18 protein-coding genes are annotated in these 16,904 nt (G+C 54.9%); 8 read left to right on the top strand and 10 right to left on the bottom strand.

The window, feature by feature from the left end; genetic code table 11:
- The first annotated feature begins 196 nt into the window (after window positions 1-196).
- A complete protein-coding gene (locus GSF01_RS17195) occupies window positions 197-1,873 on the top strand; it encodes a hypothetical protein (RefSeq protein WP_159886162.1) in 1,677 nt (558 codons plus the stop codon).
- A 69-nt stretch (window positions 1,874-1,942) separates the two neighbouring features.
- On the opposite strand, the gene GSF01_RS17190 is transcribed toward GSF01_RS17195, so the two are convergent.
- On the bottom strand, window positions 1,943-2,587 hold the full coding sequence (locus GSF01_RS17190; protein ID WP_159886161.1) for a phosphatase PAP2 family protein: 645 nt from the start codon (window positions 2,585-2,587) through the stop codon (window positions 1,943-1,945).
- A gap of 503 nt (window positions 2,588-3,090) precedes the next feature.
- Between GSF01_RS17190 and GSF01_RS17185 the strand changes: the two genes are divergently transcribed.
- Both GSF01_RS17185 and GSF01_RS17180 read left to right on the top strand, forming a co-directional pair.
- Window positions 3,091-3,291 (top strand): cold-shock protein, encoded by a 201-nt coding sequence (locus GSF01_RS17185; RefSeq protein ID WP_072332883.1) that lies wholly within the window; start codon window positions 3,091-3,093, stop codon window positions 3,289-3,291.
- Between the two features lie 98 nt (window positions 3,292-3,389).
- The gene (locus GSF01_RS17180; protein ID WP_159886160.1) at window positions 3,390-3,578 is read left to right on the top strand and encodes a cold-shock protein; all 189 of its coding nucleotides are present in this window, start codon (window positions 3,390-3,392) and stop codon (window positions 3,576-3,578) included.
- Between the two features lie 148 nt (window positions 3,579-3,726).
- Here GSF01_RS17180 and GSF01_RS17175 read toward each other — a convergent pair whose 3' ends face one another.
- Window positions 3,727-4,692 carry a DUF4097 family beta strand repeat-containing protein gene (locus GSF01_RS17175; RefSeq protein ID WP_159886158.1) on the bottom strand — a complete coding sequence of 322 codons (966 nt, stop codon included), beginning with the start codon at window positions 4,690-4,692 and terminating at the stop codon, window positions 3,727-3,729.
- A gap of 305 nt (window positions 4,693-4,997) precedes the next feature.
- On the opposite strand from GSF01_RS17175, the gene GSF01_RS17170 reads away from it, so the two are divergent.
- On the top strand, window positions 4,998-5,687 hold the full coding sequence (locus GSF01_RS17170; protein WP_159886156.1) for a general stress protein: 690 nt from the start codon (window positions 4,998-5,000) through the stop codon (window positions 5,685-5,687).
- A 122-nt stretch (window positions 5,688-5,809) separates the two neighbouring features.
- Here GSF01_RS17170 and GSF01_RS17165 read toward each other — a convergent pair whose 3' ends face one another.
- The 3 genes from GSF01_RS17165 to GSF01_RS17155 form a co-directional block, all read right to left on the bottom strand.
- The gene (locus GSF01_RS17165) at window positions 5,810-6,946 is read right to left on the bottom strand and encodes a GIY-YIG nuclease family protein (protein ID WP_159886153.1); all 1,137 of its coding nucleotides are present in this window, start codon (window positions 6,944-6,946) and stop codon (window positions 5,810-5,812) included.
- Between the two features lie 74 nt (window positions 6,947-7,020).
- Window positions 7,021-8,208, bottom strand: coding sequence for a DUF418 domain-containing protein (locus GSF01_RS17160; protein WP_159886151.1), 1,188 nt, complete (start codon window positions 8,206-8,208; stop codon window positions 7,021-7,023).
- A complete protein-coding gene (locus tag GSF01_RS17155) occupies window positions 8,205-8,846 on the bottom strand; it encodes a TVP38/TMEM64 family protein (protein ID WP_159886149.1) in 642 nt (213 codons plus the stop codon). Before GSF01_RS17155 ends, GSF01_RS17160 begins: the two co-directional genes overlap by 4 nt.
- A 176-nt stretch (window positions 8,847-9,022) precedes the next feature.
- On the opposite strand from GSF01_RS17155, the gene GSF01_RS17150 reads away from it, so the two are divergent.
- Window positions 9,023-9,178, top strand: coding sequence for a hypothetical protein (locus GSF01_RS17150; RefSeq protein ID WP_159886147.1), 156 nt, complete (start codon window positions 9,023-9,025; stop codon window positions 9,176-9,178).
- Between the two features lie 73 nt (window positions 9,179-9,251).
- Window positions 9,252-9,833: a beta-class carbonic anhydrase gene (locus tag GSF01_RS17145; RefSeq protein WP_159886145.1), complete on the top strand. Its 582-nt coding sequence runs from the start codon at window positions 9,252-9,254 to the stop codon at window positions 9,831-9,833.
- An 89-nt stretch (window positions 9,834-9,922) separates the two neighbouring features.
- On the opposite strand, the gene GSF01_RS17140 is transcribed toward GSF01_RS17145, so the two are convergent.
- The 4 genes from GSF01_RS17140 to GSF01_RS17125 form a co-directional block, all read right to left on the bottom strand.
- Window positions 9,923-10,339, bottom strand: a complete 417-nt coding sequence (locus tag GSF01_RS17140; protein WP_159886143.1) for a YkvA family protein — start codon at window positions 10,337-10,339, stop codon at window positions 9,923-9,925.
- A 41-nt stretch (window positions 10,340-10,380) separates the two neighbouring features.
- A complete protein-coding gene (locus GSF01_RS17135) occupies window positions 10,381-11,130 on the bottom strand; it encodes a GTP pyrophosphokinase (RefSeq protein ID WP_235941563.1) in 750 nt (249 codons plus the stop codon).
- Between the two features lie 104 nt (window positions 11,131-11,234).
- Complete coding sequence (locus GSF01_RS17130) at window positions 11,235-12,239, bottom strand: AI-2E family transporter (RefSeq protein ID WP_159886139.1); 1,005 nt, start codon at window positions 12,237-12,239, stop codon at window positions 11,235-11,237.
- Window positions 12,240-12,466: 227 nt separating this feature from the next.
- Window positions 12,467-13,609 carry a PdaC/SigV domain-containing protein gene (locus tag GSF01_RS17125; RefSeq protein WP_159886137.1) on the bottom strand — a complete coding sequence of 381 codons (1,143 nt, stop codon included), beginning with the start codon at window positions 13,607-13,609 and terminating at the stop codon, window positions 12,467-12,469.
- 235 nt (window positions 13,610-13,844) lie between these two features.
- Here GSF01_RS17125 and GSF01_RS17120 point away from each other — a divergent pair, with 235 nt between their 5' ends.
- Both GSF01_RS17120 and hflX read left to right on the top strand, forming a co-directional pair.
- Entirely contained in the window at window positions 13,845-14,150 is a 306-nt protein-coding gene (locus GSF01_RS17120; protein ID WP_159886135.1) for a hypothetical protein, read from the top strand.
- A 551-nt stretch (window positions 14,151-14,701) separates the two neighbouring features.
- Window positions 14,702-15,973 carry a GTPase HflX gene (gene hflX / locus GSF01_RS17115; RefSeq protein WP_159886133.1) on the top strand — a complete coding sequence of 424 codons (1,272 nt, stop codon included), beginning with the start codon at window positions 14,702-14,704 and terminating at the stop codon, window positions 15,971-15,973.
- 144 nt (window positions 15,974-16,117) lie between these two features.
- On the opposite strand, the gene GSF01_RS17110 is transcribed toward hflX, so the two are convergent.
- Window positions 16,118-16,867 carry a hypothetical protein gene (locus GSF01_RS17110; protein WP_159886131.1) on the bottom strand — a complete coding sequence of 250 codons (750 nt, stop codon included), beginning with the start codon at window positions 16,865-16,867 and terminating at the stop codon, window positions 16,118-16,120.
- Window positions 16,868-16,904: the final 37 nt, after the last annotated feature.

Below are 16,904 nucleotides of genomic sequence, written 5' to 3'. Positions count from 1 at the left end.
GACCAAAGACATCAGTCTGTGGTACCGGTATCTGTAATTTGATTGTAAAGTACAGCGATTTTCATTGTCAATTTTATCCTGCATTTTGTGTTCCTCCTCTTCCTCCTGACGGCCTTCGGCGCTTCTTGTTCGTGACCAAGCCCGGCAAAATCAGGTATAATGATCACGACAGTTGAAACGTTTAAAGGAGGATCATATGACGACAGCTTCCTATAAAAGCCGGCAGCTTGCTATTATTCGCCAAGTCGCCATGAAGGCAGCCAAGCTGCCCGACGCAGGGGAGGGCCTATGGTTTCACGATGATATCCGCAATAACTTCTACTATGCCTCCTATCTGTTCGCCGCCGCTGCCGACCCCGGCCTGGAGCTCCCTCTAGGCCGCCAGGAAGCCAAGGCCAGAGCTTCCTCCGTGCTGCTCGCTGTGCTGCGCCTCCAGGATCAGGACCCGGCCAGCGGCATGTACGGGCATTGGCCACTGGGATTGCGCCCCTCTCCGCAGGAGGCGAGACCCCATGTGCTCCCCGTCGAGCTGATGGGCAGTCTTATGGTATATTTCCTCGAACGCTATAGCTCCGAGCTCGAGCCGGAGCTTCGCACAGCCTTCGAGAACGCGCTCGAGCATGTGTACCGCAGCGGGTTTTACCGGGTGCCGATGCAGAACTTCAATCATCATGAAGCCAAGTATACGGCAACCAAGCTGATTATGGGCAGCAGGTATCAGGACCAAGAGCTGCTGGAAGACGGCATCCGTTCCCTGGAAGCCACCCTTTCCTTCGTACGCCGGTATGGCATGGTGGAGTACGGCGCTCTGCCCTGGTTCTGGCACTGGATCCAAGCGTTCACCTGCGCATGGGAGCTGATCGCGGAGCCTTCCATTAAAAAGACGCTCGCCGAGATGCTGGATCATCTCTGGTGCGAACGTGCTCTTTTTTATTTGAAGGGGACGTGGGTCGGGGCCCAATCCCGCGGCTGGCCGCATGATATTCCCAAGGACAGCAACGTCCTGTTCGATTATGTCCAATTCGGCGACTTCAAGCTGCCTGAAGCGATGCCGCGTACCGAATACGCGGGCTTTCTGTTCTACCCGGCTCCCGAGACGGCTCTCGCCTTGGCGCTGGATCGCTCCCGGCCGGCTGAGGTAGCCAAGTCCGTGCCGCGGTCAGCCGCAGACCCGGACCGTAAGCTGCACAGCTATGCCTACTTGACTGAGCACTATGCGGTGGGAGGCATCTGGGAGCGCGTGCAGGAGTTCGATAACGAGCAGCATCGCTGGGATGTGACGCTGCCGCTCGATTCGGCTGAACCGGCGCATAGCGTGAACCAGGCCTACTTCTACCACCCCGCCGATGACTCGGCCCGGGACGGGGACGATGGTCAGGCAACCGACCCGCGCCATCAAACCGGCTATGCCGAAGTGCTGTTCGACCGCAGCGTCGTATGCGCGCTGTATCCTATCCCGGCCAGCGAGCCGAACCGGATCCTCGGCGTGCTGCCCAAGGGAGAATGGCGCCAGGACGGGAAGTCCTTATTCGGCCGTTGCGCAAATGTCTACTTTGCGATCCATCTCCTTCAGCCGTACAGGCTCTGCGAAGCAGATGACCGCGTAAACGTCGTCAGCGAGGGAAGGCCGAATGGCGTCGTCGTCGAGGCGGTCGATGCCGCCGAGGCGAGCGGCCTAGGCTTGGACAGCTTCGAAGCGTTTATCGCTGAGCGGAGTGCCAAGCGGCCTGCCTTTGCCGCCGGAGATACGCTCGGTGTCGAGTACGCCGGGCTGACCGGCCGCGAGCTTTCCCTGCATATCGATCCCGCGGGCGCTCTGCTGCGCAAAATTAACGGAAACCCCGTCGACTTCGGTCACTATAAGCCCCAGTAGCCATGACGAAAAGGACCCGGCGTACGCTTGCTCGCCCGGTCCTTTCGCGCTTTTATGAATCGGCAGCTTTCAAGGAAAGGACGGATAGGAGCGTCGGCGACGGCTGCTCACGCCTCTTGAGAGATTCAGCGCGCCGGTGAAGACCGCCACGCAGCATAATCCGGCTGCATAGCCCGCCGCGATATCGGTGGCATAATGCACGCCAAAGTAGATCCGGCTATACCCGATCAGAGCGATTAACAGCGTTCCGACCCCGGCAGCTGTCCAGCGGACCCAGCCCGAGTAGGCGACGTTCCAGACCACAACAATTAACATCCCATAAAGCGCCATACCGATCATCGCATTACCGCTAGGGAAGCTGTACCCGTCCACGGCTATCCAGCTCTCGTGCACGGGCCTCTCCCGCTCAAACAACACCTTCAAGCCGGTATTAAGCAGCCAGGCTGCCAGTACGCTGCCGATAATCGCCACCGCTTCCTTCCGAAGCCGCAGCAGCCATGCAAGGAGCGTAACGACAAGCGTCACTCCGCCGAACACGGCTGTCGAGCCGAGGCCGTTCAACGCCAGCAGGAAGGCCCCTGGCTCCTCTCCAGCCTGTCCGCCGAGCGCTTCCTTCACCGCCTGATCCAGCGCCGTCGTCTTCTCCATCCGCATCCACCATGCGATGCCCGTGAACAACAGCGCGCAGACCAGAGCTGTTCCCCATGCCTTCATATCTTCTCCAACCTCTCTTCAGCATCAGCTTTACTATAGCGTTTAACCCTCCGAAGCTCATCTCCATACGCGGCACGCGACGCATCACTTGCTCGCCCTTGGCGTCCGCCATCTCCGGTAACGGATACGGCTCAAAAAACGCGGGAACGGTTCTCATGCTCCGTCATCCGCGCCTCTGCATATTCCGCTTCATCAGGTTACCGCTCGCAGATGTCAAGTTCCTGCTGTCCCTTCAAGTATACACCGTTCCTCCTGGGGCTGCTACATCTTGTTGCAAAGGAGACCCTCCCTATCGAGATCCCTTGGCTCCTCCAGTCGGATTATCCCTAAGCTGGAACAGCTTGGCATTGCTATGAACCATCTTACATGGTATAATAAATTAATTCGTATAGATGAAGCCATAAGTTCACATCTTAAATAGGGTGTTCACTTCAAGAAGGAATACCTGAACCGGATGTGACTTTTTTTCTACATACGGCATTAACCTTTAGGAGGAATTACTAGTGGAAACAGGAACAGTGAAATGGTTTAACGCAGAGAAAGGCTTTGGCTTTATCGAAGTAGAAGGCGGCAAGGATGTATTCGTACATTTCAGCGCCATCCAAGGCGACGGCTTCAAGTCTCTTGATGAAGGCCAACGCGTACAATTCAACATTGTACAAGGTAACCGCGGCCCGCAAGCCGAGAACGTCATCAAGCTGTAATTGTCGCCAACGTAGGAAGAACCGTGCCAGACGGGACGGTTCTTTTTCGCTTTTTAAGCTCACTTTTAGCCGGATGAGAAGACAAGGAGGAATGTGCGATGTATTTTTCCAAAAAATCCGCAGAACCGACTCCACAGGAAGAGACCGCCATTTGGACATGCAGTCAAGCGGGCTGTTCCTGCTGGATGAGAGACAGCTTTTCGTTTGAGCAGGATCCGCTTTGTCCGTTATGCAGCTCGGCCATGGTTCAAGGCTCGAAGCTGCTTCCGGTTTTGAAGAAGCACTAGCTTAGCTGAATGCTGCGCCTTGCCACGGCCAAAAAGACGCGGGCACAAACCGATCCGGTTTGTGCTTTTTTCATGCCGCTTTCTATTCCGGGATATGTCCTGCCGCTCGTTCGGGGGCCTAATCCGAAGAAAAGCGTTGACCGTCCGGTCAGCGCTTCTCCAGCTTGAAATCTCCCGAGCTGGTACGGACACTTAGCTTGACCTCGCCTGTACCGTAGGTCCCCTCGATACGCCTGCCTTCCTCCTGTCTGACGGTGTAAGACAAGCCTTCCCATTCTACCTTTCCTTCGCCGGAGCCGCTGCCGTACTCCAGCTTCAAGGACTTCGGTTTGTTGGAAAGCGCCACGACGACGTCCCCGCTTGTTCCCTTCAGCTCCGTGTGGCGGGTCAATTCATCGGCCTCCAGCCGAATCCCTCCGGATGTGGTATGCCCCGAAACGATCCCCTGCCCATCCATCAGCGTCACATCGCCGCTGGTTGCCTCGAACTTCAATTCGCCGGCCGTATAACGGTCCGCTGTAATATTGCCCGAGCTCGTATGCAGATCGACCGTCGTCGCCTCGAGCTCAACCGCTCGTATATCGCCGCTCGAAGCAATGGCCGTAATCCTCTCTCCCTTCAGCTGCTCCAGATGAAGGTCCCCGCTGCTCGCTTTCACTCGCAGCTGATCCGCCTTCACTTGCTCAAGCCGGATATCGCCGCTGGAGCTTTCCACCGCCAGGGATTTCCACTGGGCCTCCGGTACCTCGACATGCAGATTCAGGCTGCGCTTCTGAAAGCCAAAGCCGGTTTGATTGGGAATATCGACTACGATCCTGGCCATATCTCCCTGCGGCTCCACGCTAAGCTGCAGCTTATCGGCATATTTCCCGCTTGCCTTGCCGCTCAGCCATACCTGTATCCGATCCGAGCTGCCGGGCGCGATCTCCACATCGGTACTCCCCGACTCGATCTGTATGCTGCGGATTCCTCCGATCTCCAGCGATTGCTCCTCATGGACTTTCTGCGAGCGAAATATCCATCCTTCTCCTGAAATAAAACGCATGGGGTTGGCGGCATTTATGGCTATTAGCACACCGACCGCAATTAAAATATAGCCAAAGCTTTTTTTCATGCTATCTCTCCATTCCATCTTTGTATTCCCAGTATAACAAGCCCCGCAGCTTCCAGCGTTGGACTTCGGAACGGAATCCTGACCCGCCTTTGGTCCAGTATACACCTTTTTACCTCGCCAGAAAGGCCGGATACTTTCGGAGCACACCTGTATAACGTTCGACAGCCTGCATGCGATTGTGTACAACTTTGATCGGATAAGCTCAACTCTGCTTGTTTAAACGAGGAGTGACAAGGTTAAATAATCGTGAGCACGACAGGGCTGCTGAGGATAAAGCACCCACTACCAAATGGGAGGTTATTCGAATGAGCAAACAAATTGTCGGTGTATTCAATAACGAGGAAGAAGCGATCCGGGTTATCGAGCAATTGAAAAGAGATGGCTATCGCTCCGAGGATATTTCCCTCATCGGGAAAAATCGCGGCGATCTCGACTCCATCTCCAAGGATACCGGGACTAACGTAGAAACAGGCGCCGTTACCGGGGCCGCCACCGGCGGTGTAGTCGGAGGCGTTACCGGACTTCTCGCGGGGATCGGCGCGCTCGCCATTCCGGCTATCGGACCGATACTGGCCGCGGGTCCTATCGCAGCAACGCTCGCCGGAGCCGCAGTCGGAGCCGGAGCCGGGGGAATCGTCGGCGGTCTGATCGGCCTGGGTATCCCCGAGGATGAGGCCCGCGCTTATGAAGAATATGTGAAGGAAGGTAAAATTCTGGTATTGGTCGAATCCGATGCCACGAGAGATCGCAAAGCGATCGACACCTTCCGCAATAACCGTACACTGAATGAAAAGTGGTATTCCCGATACCCGGAGGCTGATGTGGGCGCAGCCCACCATACGGATGGCCCCATCGAGCGCGCTTGGGAACGGACAAAAGACACGGCTCATCATGCCGTTGACTCCACCCGCGACGCGATTGACCGTCTCGACGGTAAGATCGATCGTAATCGCGATCGGACCTTGGAAGAGGACGGGGTAACCCGCCGGCACTAAACGGTTCTCTGGGGTACAGAGGGTTTCCAGCGCTAGAGCACTCTAGCCGGCTTAAACACTTTGTAACGTTCAAAAAGGATTTGCCCTGTGGGCAAATCCTTTTTGATGTGACCGTCGCCCGGCTAGGCCTGCTCCTCTTCGGGAGGAAACGTCCTGCCCATCCGGTACTCGTAGTTATGCTTGCACAGCTGCAGCAGGTCATACTTCAAACCTCGCTTGGGCCGGGTAATGACCGGAGCCTTTCTCCCGCGCCGGCGCAGACAAGAGCGTACGAAGGCTGGATCGACGATCCGGTTCACGATCAGCTCATGAGGCGGATTATCCGCATAGCGGTCCACCAGGAAACGATCGCAGGCCGTCTCTTTCCCTCCTGCCTCCAGTTCGTGCAGCTGGAAATCCCGCAGCATGCCTTGCTGCACCTTGGCGACCATCACGCCGTTCTCTCCGAAATACAGCACGTCCTGATCGAGAACGCCTTCGCGGTCGACGATCTGCTTGTCCGGAGCTTTCTGCAGATTGCGGATATGGTTCAGCATGTTCTGCGCCTTCTCGAACTCAAGCCGCTCCGCGTACCAGGCCATCCGTTCGCTCATCGCTCCGATCAGCGCTTCGCCCTGATGGGCCAGCAGCCCCGCAGCCTGCCGGGCTCTCTCCCGGTACTCCTCCTCGGAGATCATCCCTTCGCATACGCCGCTGCATTTGCCGATATGATACAGCAGACATACCTTCTTGGGCAGCGCCGAGCAGGTGCGAAGCCCGTAATGATCGGTGACGAATTCGAGCAGCGCATCGCGGAACCGGCTGCTTTGGAAGGGGCCTAGGCGCTGCCCCCCGTCATCCGCCACGTTCCGCTTGCGCGTCGAACCGGCGGACGCTCCCGTGACCGGCGGCAGCCGCCGGCCGCGGTTGCGGTAATACACCTCCAGGCGGGGCAGCCGCTCCGCCGTCAGCTGAAGATAGGCGTAGCCGCTATTATCTCTCTTCAAGGCCCGGTTATAAGGGGGCTTGTGGATTTTGATCAGATTATTCTCCAGCAGCAAGCTCTCGGACTCATTATTGACGAGTACGACCTCGATCGAGGCGATCTCGGAGACGAGCTGCCGGATTCGTTTGCTGGCATGGGTTTGTCCGAAGTAGGAGCGAAGACGGTTGCGCAGGCACTTGGACTTGCCGACATAGAGAATGTGACCCGAGTCGTTCTTCATCAAGTAACAACCAGGGCTAAGCGGATATTCATGAGCCTGAAACGTAAACGGCATGAATGACCCTCCTCCACCAGTTTAGATTAGGGTAGCGAACGAAAACGGACGAATAGATGTTCCCACTTTGTCTATTATACAGCATTCCCCTTCTCGTTCCCATATCCGTCCCGTGGAGAAAGCCGGAAACTCGGCCAGCTCCCATACACGGCCGCCCGCCATATCCATTCCACCGGCCCCATCCGGTAACGGCGCAGCCACAGCAGACTCGCCCCTACCTGCAGGACCGATACAAGCACGGCATACAACGCCCCAGTCCAGAGGGGCAGCCCGGCGGCACGTGACCCGAGCAAAGATACAAGAAGCATCGTAAGAGCAGACTGCACCAGGTAACTCGTCAAGGCCATACGTCCGAGCGCCGCCAGGCCGCTGAAGCGAACCGTCCCTGTTTCGGAACGCATAAGACACAGCCAAGTACATACGTAGAACACCGCCATCGTTTTACCGGTCAGATGGATGTACACATAGATGTCCTGCGAGTTGTACGCGTCGCTATGCCCCATATAATAGCGGATCATCGGGATAAACAGGAGTAGGGAAAGAGCGAGAGCCGCCGCCTGCACAGTCCGAATGCGCCGGCCTTCCTGATGTCCGCCTGCTTCGAACCAGCGCTTCTTGCCCGCATACAGCCCGAGCAGAAACAATCCGAGGATATCCATGCCCATCAAGAATACATTGCCTATGCCGCTGCCGAGCAGAAAACGGATGCGTCCTGCCATATCTGGAACAGCAGCGAATTCCGGCCTGCTCAGCTCGTCTCCTAATCCGAGGACGTGGATGAGCCCCATGAGCAGCGCGAGGAGCAGGGCGAATAAGCTGCATAGGAGGATGCCCCACACCAGGACCGTCCGCGGCTTTCGCCGGTAGAACAACAGGAGCATGAAACCTACCAGCGCGTACGTATAGAGAACATCGCCATACCAAAGCAGCACCGCATGCGCCAATCCGAGCGCGAGCAGCACGGTCAGCCTCCTGGCAAACAACCGCTTGGGCTTTCGGCCGCGCCGCTCGGCACCTTCCATGAACAAGTAAAAACCAAGTCCGAACAAGAAGGCAAACAGCGAATAAAACTTGGTCTGCACAAACATGTCGTAGAGCAGCCTCAGCCAGGAATCCCCCGCTGCGTATACGGGCTGGAAAGAGATACCGTTCCCGATCATCTCCGGCACATTGACCAGAAAAATACCGATGACCGCAAAGCCCCGGATTACATCCACCTCATTGAGCCGTTCCCGGGTTTGTCCATGCTGCAGCTCGGTCATCGGCCTATTCCTCCTTCCCTGTCTTCGGCTTGGCCCGATGCCTCCTCCGCTCGGGCAAACCGAGCCTCTATCCTGCGGCTGATCAGCAGCGAGACTACGATGAACCCCGCTATATACAGCAGCTGGAGCGGGTTCTCGAAATATCTCTCGGGATCGTGGCCGATATAAGAGACGGCGAATACCATGACCGCTTTGCCAAGCGCTATCGCCAGGATAAAAGAGCGGAGCGGCATCCGGGCGACAGCCGCCGCCACATTAATTACGACGAAAGGGCCTACCGGCGATATGCTGAGCAAAAATACATAGCTGAACGCATTGCGACGGATCCAGGCCATCGCTTTCGCTACCTTGGGCTTGCGCGCCCAGCGCTGGGCGATTCGATGTCCGGCTATACCGCGCAAAATCCAGAACGTCGTCACGCAGCCTGCCACAATCCCCAGCCAGGAGTAAAGGAAGCCGAGCCATAGCCCGTATACGGCCGCATTAACGCCTACAATAACCAGCGTAGGAAGAGGAGGCACAAATGATTTGAGAAAGGGCAGCACAAGTCCAGGCAGCGGCCCGAGCGACCTGTATTGCTCCAGCAGCCTCCTGACGTTATCCTCTGTAATTTGGTCCAACAAGTCGGAGATCATCATTTTTTCACTCGCATCCGTTTCTATCCCTTTTAGAAAAGGGCTTCTGCATGTATTCTAGCATGAACGAGCTCATACGGTCATTTTGTTCTTCACGGAACCCGGTTCGGAGAGCGAGCGGGCTGCTAGCGCATAATACCGTCTTTCTTTCCGCAAGCTATGCTCAGGAGGTGTTACTCATGGATCAGCAGCAAGCGAATGATAGCTTTAAAGCCGAGCATGCTATTGAGGTCGGCGACGGATCGGGCATGGACTATACCAAGGACTATATTTACGGTGGGGATCAGAGCCAATATACCGAGCCGGAATCGACCGACGATACAAGCGAAACCTAAATAAAACGGGTTGACTCCCTACGAATAGGCATGAAATAATAGAAATAAAGGTATTCGAGAGGGAGTTCTGCGCATGTCATTGGTTTCACAGCTCATGGAATATAATAAGCAATTTGTAGATCAGAAGGAATATGAAGCTTATCTGACCGATAAATATCCGGATAAGAAGATCGCGATTCTCACCTGTATGGATACCCGGCTGGTCGAGCTTCTGCCCAAGGCGCTTAACCTGCGCAACGGCGATGCCAAGATCATCAAAAACGCTGGGGCGATTCTTACCCAGCCCTTCGGCAGCGCCATGCGGAGCATCCTGATCGCCATCTACGAGATGGGCGCTCGCGAGGTGCTCGTCATCGGGCATTATGGCTGCGGGATGACCAAGCTGGATGCGAAAGCTATGGTGTCCAAGTTCAAGGAACAGGGGATTAGCGAGCAGGTGTTGTCTACGCTGGAGCACTCCGGTATCCGTATGGAGCGTTTTTTGCGGGGGTTTGAAAGCCCCGAGGAGGGTGTGCTGCACAGCGTTGAAATTATCCGCAACCACCCGCTGGTTCCGCCGACCGTTCCCGTCCATGGCTTCATCATGCATCCGGACACCGGTACGCTGGAGCTCCTCGTCGAGGGTTACAAGGAGGACCCGGCGTTCGGATCGTGAGAACCGTCCCGGATGACGAAGAAGCGTGTCTGCTTGCAGACACGCTTCTTCGTCATTCTGCGCATTTCCTGCGATGGCTTTGGCCAGACCTAAACCGGCCTCGCCTGCTCATCCTCGGCCTGAAGATGCGCCTCGACTTCGATGATATCGGGACTTGCCGCCGCGGACTCTCCGAAAAATTCCTGAAGCTTCAGAGAGGCCTTCTGCTTCACGCTGCTGTCTATACTTTTCGATACGGCGCCAAGCGCGAGCATCAACGCTCCCAGATCATCGACATAGCCGACTGCCGGCAGCAGATCAGGTACGATATCCAGCGGGAGAATCAAGTACCCGAGCGCGCCGTAGATCTGAATCTTGGCTTTGAGCGGCGTCTTGGGGCTCTCCAGCGCATAGAACAGCAGCAATCCGCAGTAGACTACCTTCAGTCCGGCATCCCGGGCATGGCGCGCCATCTTGGACCAGAACCCGTCTGCCGAATAGTGCTTCTGATACTTGGAATTTTCCATCTTCGCGCACCTCCTTCCGATCGTTTTGCCTTCCGGTAGACTTACTTACCCGGGTTCATCAGATCGAGAAACGCCTGAGGCAAAGCATACTGCTGGTTGCTGATCACAATCCGGTTTTCCTTGCCCTCTGCCGATAAGGACCGTTCTTCCTCGATACCTTCCACTTCCTTGTGCAGACGCTCCATCTGCCGGTCCAGAGCCGATGCCGCCTGGGCAGCCTCCTTCAGCTCCTCCAGCAGCCTCGCCGGTACCGTCTCGTTCCCCTGCTTGTACTTGTAGTAGATCTTGTGCTCCAAGCTGGCCCAGAAGTCCATCGCGATCGTCCGGATCTGCACTTCGACGCATACGCGCTCCTGACGGTCGGACATATTCACCGGCACCTCGATCAGCAGGTGCAGGCTTTGATAGCCATTGGGCTTCGGATTGCGGATATAATCCTTTTCCTCCAGCACGGTGAGGTCCACCTGGTTCTTCAGCATGTCGCTGATTACATAGATGTCCGACAGGAACGAGCACGTGATGCGAAGCCCGGCGATATCCTTGATATGCTCGCGAATACCGGGGAAAGAGATGTCTCCGCCCTTGCGGTACAGCTTATTCAAGATGCTTTCCGGCGATTTCAGACGCGACTTGGTATGTTCGATCGGATTATACTCATGCAGAAATTGAAATTCCTCCACCAACACCCCGATTCGGGTTTCCATCACATCGAGAGCAAATTTATACATCATCATGAATCGGGTAATTTCGTCTCTAAACCGTTTCAATTCATTCATAGCAAGCTGATTCATTCCCATAATTCCTTCCCTGTTCCCATTTGCCATCCGGCTCTTAGATGGGCTGGGGAGCCCTCCACATTAGTTTAAAACACGAGTGCTGCACGATGCAAATTCCGTTACTTTGACGTATCGACATCAATAACATCGAGCAGGAAGACGAAGATAGGAATACCCAGAATCAGTCCCCATATTCCGAGATAATGCTCTGAGAAAAGCAGCACGATAAACGTATAGAACATGGGCAGATTCATTTTGGAGGACATCAGCTTCGGATTCAGCAAGTAGCCTTCCAGAAAGTGAAGAACGGCGATCATGGCCACTACATAGATAACGAGCATATGCCCGCCGATATTGTAGGCGATGAAGCACAGCGGGATAAGTGAAATGACGAAGCCCGCCACGGGGATCAAGCTTAACAGGAAAATCATGATGGCCAAGGCGAACAGGTACGGGAATCCCAGGATCCATAGGCCGATGATGGTGAACAAGGTGTTGAACAGCGCGATCAAAACCTGCGCCTCGATGACCTTTCCGAAAGACAAGATGAATTTCTTACCGAAATATTCGAGCTCTTCATAAAACCAGGACAGCTTGCTTTCCTTCAGTCGGGACGTGAAGGCTACGATCCGGGATTTTTCCAGTATAAAAACCAAGCTGAGAATGACCGCGAGTACAAAGGTCGTTCCCCAATTGCTGATGCGGAGAATATATTCGAAGCCTTGCTTGACGTAAGATTGGAGGTTCAGATCCTTGATGCTCTTGTATATGAAGCGGGAGAACTCATCCTGCGGCGCAGGCATATTGGTTAACCCGATCAAATTATCCGTGAGCTGCTTGACCTGATGAAATACCTTCGGCAAATAGTTGATTATAGCCAGAACGAAGCCGGTAATAAGAGCCGCGTACAGCAGCACAATAATAATCTTGCTGTTGATGGTGATAAACTTGCTGATCCTGCTCGTAATCACCCTCTGAAGACTGTTCATAATATACGCGATCAGAAACGTAAGCAGCACCAGGTTCATCATATCCCGAATACTGAACAGGATCACGCAGATCAGCAAGAGAATGAAAAAACGCCTTACGGTTAAATTCGCAAAAAAATGTTTCAAATTGTCCATCCCATCATCTCCACTCGGGCAGTCCGCTAGAATTTGTCCTATAGCTTAGTCTACCGCAAGCAAAATAGGAATAGCAATCTTACATGAAGAAAAAACGACAAGTTCCGCTGAATCCTGCTGATGGATGGGAAATTAGAAAAAAACATGGAGCCCATCGAGGCCCCATGCTTCGATCAGGTTGGATTTACGAAGGGATAATTGCGGTCTGAGCGCCCCACGCTTTGGGGTCAAGAACGGAATGCGCCGAATGGGATTTCGAATTGCGGCATGCCTTCCGCGTAGGCCGTGTACTCGTACTGGCTGAAGAACACGACGATGCCGTTATGCGTTAAGAAGAACGCCCGGTCCGGCTCGATCGTTTCGAACGGCTGCAGCAGGAAAAGCTCCCTTTCCTTAATCTGCTTGTGAATGGCTTCGTTGATGATCGATACATACTGAGCATGGCCTTCAGCTGCTTCCTGCAGGCTCAGTACACGTCCCGTCGTGAGATCGAAGGTGTACGGGACCCGGGAAGTCAGACCGTGCGCCCCGCCCGTATAACTGTAATAATCGACAAACAGACTTAGTCTGCCCTGCTCGTTATACGTGATGGTATAGCGACCATCGAAGCTGACAGGCGGCGTCTCGATATCCGCCTCCATCTCATCGAGATAGCCTACGGCAGAGGCAAGCATAAGCCGGCCTCCCGCTGCTTGGGACTCAGCCTCCATTTTCAGGAACGCATTGATCTTATCTTGGATAACCTTGTCGGCAAAGCCGGTAATCTGCGGGTAGTTCACGAGCAGGGACTGTCTCTCTCCCTCCTCGGAGATCGTCTCTGTCTGTATAGACAACCGATTTTCCTCGATCGTCGAGATATGAATCGTACGGGTCGGAGCGTCGTAAGAGATATCGTAGCCCATACGCTCCAGCAAAAATCTCAGCGGCAGGTACGTGGAACCGTCCTGCACGATAGCGGGCAATCCGTGGATCTCCTGGCCGTACAGCGAGTAGGTATACGGATCATCAAGCTTGAAAGTCAATGTGCGTCCCTTTCCGCTAACCGTTACGGCGCGCTTCTCGGGGTCCCAGCCCGTACCGAGGCCCAGGCGCTCATTCAATGCCCGCAGCCCGATGTAGGTGTTCCCCTCCACATTGGCCGCAGGCACCAAGGCGGCCACCCCGTCGATCATCATCGGCCAGTCGGTCACGCTCAATCGAACCTCTTCAGCCGCATGGACCTGATTCGCGGGCACCAGGACGGCTATAGGAGCTGCCGCCGTTACCGTAAGTGCCGTCATGAGCGCCAGTATACCCTTTTTCCCTTGCCCCCAAGGATTTATGCTCCTCTTCCATCCGCCGCTTCCGCGGGTTCGTTGCTTAGCCATCATGAGAGTCTCTCCTTCTCCGGTTCGGATGTAGCCTGCCTGAAGAGGCGGGCCCGCTGTTGGAACTACTTGAATAGACGAGCCGCAAGCCGGACAAGTTACAGATCGTTTTTGGCATGCCCTCGCGCTCCGTCTTTCGCCTGACAGCCTGCTGTAACAAATGTCACAGACAACCGCCTCTCTTTATTGGACTATGTAGAAGGAAACTGCTATTCTAGTCTGGAAAAGGGGTGTGGACATGAGCCGAGAACATATCATCCATTTCAAGGTGATCCGTCAGCAGGAAGCCAAGGTGCTGCGCGGTCTTATTTATCTGGAGGACGGTCAGCAGCCTACCCTGCATGACTTTGAACGTTGTCTGAAAGAATGCGGTCACGATATACAGGGTGTCGAGAACTACGAGCAATTCATTTTCCGGGCCAAGGACCAGTCGGGCGGAGAATACTTGATCGACGTGCTCGAGGATTACGAGAGGCTGAGGCACCGGGATCGTCATGCCGAGATGCTGGCCAGAAGCTTCATCAAGCAGGACCCTCTGCTTTAATTTAGGGATGAACGCAAGAGCCAAGCCTTATCACTTGTGCGAAGAGGTCTTGGCTTCTTGCCTATGCGGGTTGCAGTCAGCAAAGGCTTCATGTTATGATGGACCTACTTTTAGGAAACGGAGGGGTTACGTGTGATAGATTTTATCCGGGTTCGTTCTTTGCGCGGCTAATTGAATAGCGCCAAAGTCTCTGTCTGTGTACAGAGGACTCAGGATTGGTCTGTCCATGTAAAGGTAACCCCAACTCAGACTTCATACGAAGAGGCGGCCTTGCTCTACCTGCTTCGTGTTTTGCCTTTAGAATGGAACCTATTTGTTCATAATAAGGTGGCTTTCCGGCTGGCATCGGTGAGGAACGCGGAGCTCTGTATCCACGTTCGCTCTCTGGTACCCTTTTTTCGTCACCCTTATGAAGACCATGCTTGACTCGCTAAGCCGTCCGTAGGCTTGGTCGGGTTCACTGAGCTCCTCTTCAAGTGCTGAACGCACAGGCAGACCGCCTGTGCGTTTTTGTTTTGGCTTTACTCCAAACACGAGAGGATGATTTATATATGGAACAACAGCAGTCCAACGCTGTAATCGTCGGAATTCAGCTTCAACATCAGACCGACTTCGCCTATTCCATGGAGGAGCTGCGTAATCTGGCAGCCGCCTGCCAGGTAGAGGTTGTCGGAGAGCTCATCCAGAAACTGGAGCGGATCAATCCTTCCCATTACATCGGAAGCGGCAAGATCGAGGAATTGAAGTCCTTGCTGGAGGCCAGCGACGCATCCGTCGTGATCTGCAACGACGAGCTGTCTCCTTCCCAGATCCGCAATCTGGAGGCGGCTCTGGAGTGCAAGGTCATCGACCGTACGATCCTGATCCTGGATATATTTGCGGAACGGGCTCAAACGAGAGAGGCTCAGCTGCAAGTCGAGGTCGCTCAGCTGCAGTATATGCTGCCTCGTCTGGTCGGGCTGCGCGCATCTCTAGGACGCCAGGGCGGCAGTGGCGGAGCCGGCTTCAAGAACCGCGGCTCCGGGGAAACCAAGCTGGAACTGGACCGCCGTAAAATAGAAGAGCGGATCACCATCCTTCAAGCGGAGCTGGAGAAGCTGGTTGCCCGCCGCCAGACGCAGCGAAAGCAGCGGCACAAGAACGAAGTGCCCGTCGTCTGTCTCGTCGGCTACACGAATGCAGGCAAATCCAGCCTGATGAACGCGATGATCGAAGCGTTCCACCCCGGGTCGGGCAAGCAGGTGCTGGCCAAGGATATGCTGTTCGCCACGCTCGAAACGTCCGTCCGCAGCATCGAGCTGCCCGATCACAAGTCCTTCCTCCTGACCGATACGGTAGGCTTCGTCAGCCAGCTTCCCCATCATCTGGTGAAGGCGTTCCGTTCCACACTGGAGGAGGTCGCCGAAGCCGATCTGCTCGTCCATGTGGTGGATGCCTCTAACCCCGAGCTGAAGCAGCAGATCGCCGTAACCGAGGACACGCTCCGGCAGCTCGGAGCCGATCATATCCCGGTCGTCTATGCCTACAACAAGGCCGACCTGACGGATCATGAATTCCCGCAGATCGAGGAGGATCGCGTCTACCTGTCAGCCATACTGGGTCAGGGCATCGATGAGCTGTCCGCGATGATCCGCGAGAGAATTTTCCAAGATTATGTGCAGTGCGAGGTCATCATCCCCTACGATCAGGGGCGTCTGGTCGCCTACTTCAACGAACACGGCCATGTGAAGTCTACCAGCTACGAGGAGAATGGAACCCGCCTTGAGTTGGAATGCAGGGCTGCCGATCTGGAGAAATACAAGGACGCGCTTATCCGGCTGTAGCGATAAGCCGGGAATGAGTGAATGAACCCGCTCAGCGCATAAATAGGCGTTTGGGCAGTCGCTTGGGTTCATCCGCATCGAATCAAATAGACCTGTCCCCTGGACCAGGTCTATTTGAATTTTCCACTAAAGCCAATCGCTCGGCTAGGCGAGGTCGGAGCCGCAATAGCCGCAGGAAGCCGCTTCGCCCGGCTGGAGCACGGTCTTGGCCCCGCAGCCGTGGCATTCCACCGTCTTGGGCGCAGGGGGCGCCGATTTTTCAGCATAGCTGCCGCTGACCGGATCGCCGATCGTCACATTCACCGGTCCATCCGTCGCGAAACCAAAGTTATACTCCACTCGGGTTGAGAATTCTGCAGTCGAGCCGGTCATCTGGGGGGCAGACCAGACCGTGTTCTCGAATACGAGCGACCGGGAATGCGGATCGACGAAGCAATCCTTCAGCACTCCCAACTGAATCATCCGAAGAAGGTCATTCGTGACGACGGACGGCCGTTGGCTCGTTATTTGAGCTAGGCTGTCGATCGCAGTAACCCCTTCTACGAAGATCAGATTGCGGTAGCGGGCATACATCTCATTAAGCCGCTTCAGCAGAGTAGCGGCCCTCACGCGGAGCGCGATTCCCGGCACAAGCAGAATAAGAATACAGACAAAGAATACGGAAAATAACGGCTTGTTGTCGCCCGCAAGTTGTACCGTATAAGCAAAGCCCATAATGAGGAAGAGAACCAGCAGCACCTTGCCGAAGTATTTTGCATCCAGGTGCTTATGATAGCTCAGATTCCGATGACTCACGATCCGGATCAGAACCATCAAGAAGGATATCGGAAAAAACAACAGCAGAAACAAGCTAATCACCCCGTTCTTGATGACGGGGTTATCGTTTTGGTACAAATAGAATCCCTCCAATAGGTTGTTTCTTATTTCTTTA

Origin of the sequence: Paenibacillus puerhi (assembly GCF_009846885.1) — a bacterium.
Lineage (GTDB): Bacteria > Bacillota > Bacilli > Paenibacillales > NBRC-103111 > Paenibacillus_G > Paenibacillus_G puerhi.
The sequence above is the reverse complement of the archived record's forward strand: the minus strand, read 5'-3'. Positions and strand labels throughout refer to the sequence as shown.

What these genes read in the sequence shown, in the direction of transcription:
- GSF01_RS17120 (WP_159886135.1), top strand. Translation starts at nt 13,845, where the DNA reads ATGAGCCGAGAACATATCATCCATTTCAAGGTGATCCGTCAGCAGGAA.
- GSF01_RS17190 (WP_159886161.1), bottom strand. Translation starts at nt 2,587, where the DNA reads ATGAAGGCATGGGGAACAGCTCTGGTCTGCGCGCTGTTGTTCACGGGC.
- GSF01_RS17150 (WP_159886147.1), top strand. Translation starts at nt 9,023, where the DNA reads ATGGATCAGCAGCAAGCGAATGATAGCTTTAAAGCCGAGCATGCTATT.
- GSF01_RS17125 (WP_159886137.1), bottom strand. Translation starts at nt 13,609, where the DNA reads ATGATGGCTAAGCAACGAACCCGCGGAAGCGGCGGATGGAAGAGGAGC.
- GSF01_RS17135 (WP_235941563.1), bottom strand. Translation starts at nt 11,130, where the DNA reads ATGAATCAGCTTGCTATGAATGAATTGAAACGGTTTAGAGACGAAATT.
- GSF01_RS17175 (WP_159886158.1), bottom strand. Translation starts at nt 4,692, where the DNA reads ATGAAAAAAAGCTTTGGCTATATTTTAATTGCGGTCGGTGTGCTAATA.
- GSF01_RS17160 (WP_159886151.1), bottom strand. Translation starts at nt 8,208, where the DNA reads ATGACCGAGCTGCAGCATGGACAAACCCGGGAACGGCTCAATGAGGTG.
- GSF01_RS17170 (WP_159886156.1), top strand. Translation starts at nt 4,998, where the DNA reads ATGAGCAAACAAATTGTCGGTGTATTCAATAACGAGGAAGAAGCGATC.
- GSF01_RS17180 (WP_159886160.1), top strand. Translation starts at nt 3,390, where the DNA reads ATGTATTTTTCCAAAAAATCCGCAGAACCGACTCCACAGGAAGAGACC.
- GSF01_RS17130 (WP_159886139.1), bottom strand. Translation starts at nt 12,239, where the DNA reads ATGGACAATTTGAAACATTTTTTTGCGAATTTAACCGTAAGGCGTTTT.
- GSF01_RS17155 (WP_159886149.1), bottom strand. Translation starts at nt 8,846, where the DNA reads ATGATGATCTCCGACTTGTTGGACCAAATTACAGAGGATAACGTCAGG.
- GSF01_RS17195 (WP_159886162.1), top strand. Translation starts at nt 197, where the DNA reads ATGACGACAGCTTCCTATAAAAGCCGGCAGCTTGCTATTATTCGCCAA.
- GSF01_RS17140 (WP_159886143.1), bottom strand. Translation starts at nt 10,339, where the DNA reads ATGGAAAATTCCAAGTATCAGAAGCACTATTCGGCAGACGGGTTCTGG.
- GSF01_RS17145 (WP_159886145.1), top strand. Translation starts at nt 9,252, where the DNA reads ATGTCATTGGTTTCACAGCTCATGGAATATAATAAGCAATTTGTAGAT.
- hflX (WP_159886133.1), top strand. Translation starts at nt 14,702, where the DNA reads ATGGAACAACAGCAGTCCAACGCTGTAATCGTCGGAATTCAGCTTCAA.
- GSF01_RS17165 (WP_159886153.1), bottom strand. Translation starts at nt 6,946, where the DNA reads ATGCCGTTTACGTTTCAGGCTCATGAATATCCGCTTAGCCCTGGTTGT.